At 54.7% G+C, this 591-nt stretch carries 1 pseudogene; it reads right to left on the bottom strand.

Features of this window, described 5'->3' with window-relative positions:
* Positions 1 to 591, bottom strand: a pseudogene (locus tag ET33_RS39125) (LuxR family transcriptional regulator); the annotation flags it as partial.

Raw genomic sequence — 591 nt, 5'->3', positions numbered from 1 at the left:
CAATTGACTTGCGCGAATGGTCAAATAGGGATAACCGGGAAGATGGATACAAGATTTTGCCGGAGACTGCGCCGGAAACGATGCCGCAGGCCATGTCGACAAGGCTCGGAAGCAGGCTGTTCTGACAGGTCTGGGTAACGTGGCGCCGTCGATGCCTTCCCATTCGCGAAGGCGGGACAGCCAGCGGTTTGCGGTTTCGTTGGCTGATAAAGTGCCAAGTCTTTCATCCAGCACCAGAATACCGGGCTCCATGTCCGGTTCCGCTTTCACCTCCGCTGGCATGGCGAAGCTGGATCTGCGTAAACGCAATGCAATGATTGGCACGAGAGAAGCGATGAAGGCACGCTCTTCTTCGCTGAAGAACGGTCGCCCGAAGCGGCGGAACAACGTCAAATATCCCCAGCACACCCCTTTGTACATGAGTGCTGCCCTCAATTCGTCACTGAAGCCGGCAGGAGACAGCACATTCCTGTAACGTGCACTGCTCGCCAGTTGGCCTTCCGTCGCGCCGCTTAACGTCGCGGTCGAATCGTCCGATTTTACCAATTGGTGGTAAGGAATATAATCAGTTCTCACATAATCGTATTCGAA

The sequence above is a fragment of the Paenibacillus tyrphae genome, assembly GCF_000722545.1.
Classification (GTDB): Bacteria; Bacillota; Bacilli; order Paenibacillales; family NBRC-103111; genus Paenibacillus_G; species Paenibacillus_G tyrfis.
Note: the sequence above shows the minus strand (reverse complement) of the source record. Positions and strands in the feature narration are given on the sequence as shown.